Below are 890 nucleotides of genomic sequence, written 5' to 3' on the forward strand. Positions count from 1 at the left end.
TATTACTTGGTGATCTTGGAGACCACGCCGGCGCCGACGGTACGGCCGCCTTCGCGAATCGCGAAGCGCAGACCTTCGTCCATGGCCACCGGGTTGATCAGGGTGACGGACATCTTCACGTTGTCACCCGGCATCACCATCTCGACGCCTTCCGGCAGCTCGCAAGCGCCGGTGATGTCGGTGGTACGGAAGTAGAACTGCGGACGATAGCCCTTGAAGAACGGGGTATGACGGCCACCCTCGTCCTTCGACAGCACGTACACTTCGGCTTCGAACTGGGTGTGCGGGGTGATCGAACCCGGCTTGGCCAGCACCTGGCCACGCTCGACGTCATCACGCTTGGTGCCACGCAGCAGCAGACCGGCGTTGTCACCTGCCTGACCCTGGTCCAGCAGCTTGCGGAACATTTCCACGCCGGTGACGGTGGTCTTGACGGTCGGACGGATACCGACGATCTCGATTTCCTCACCCACCTTGATCACGCCACGCTCGATACGACCGGTCACCACGGTGCCGCGGCCCGAGATCGAGAACACGTCTTCCACCGGCATCAGGAACGGCTTGTCGACGTCACGCTCCGGGGTCGGGATCCAGCTGTCCAGTGCATCGACCAGCTTCAGGATGGCCGGCACACCGATCTCGGACTGGTCGCCTTCCAGCGCCAGACGGGCCGAACCGGACACGATCGGGGTGTCATCGCCCGGGAAGTCGTACTTGGACAGCAGCTCGCGCACTTCCATTTCGACCAGTTCCAGCAGCTCGGCATCGTCCACCATGTCGGCCTTGTTCAGGAACACGACGATGTACGGCACGCCGACCTGACGCGACAGCAGGATGTGCTCACGGGTCTGCGGCATCGGGCCGTCAGCGGCCGAGCACACCAGGATCGC

General features: G+C 63.4%; 1 protein-coding gene. It reads right to left on the reverse strand.

What is annotated here, in order from left to right; all coding sequences use genetic code 11:
- Positions 1-2: 2 nt before the first annotated feature.
- Positions 3-890: elongation factor Tu (gene tuf, locus JCM9942_RS17025; RefSeq protein WP_054661013.1), on the reverse strand; the 888-nt coding region annotated here is incomplete at its 5' end.

It is taken from the genome of Stenotrophomonas pictorum JCM 9942, assembly GCF_001310775.1.
In the GTDB taxonomy this organism is placed as follows: Bacteria; Pseudomonadota; Gammaproteobacteria; order Xanthomonadales; family Xanthomonadaceae; genus Stenotrophomonas; species Stenotrophomonas pictorum.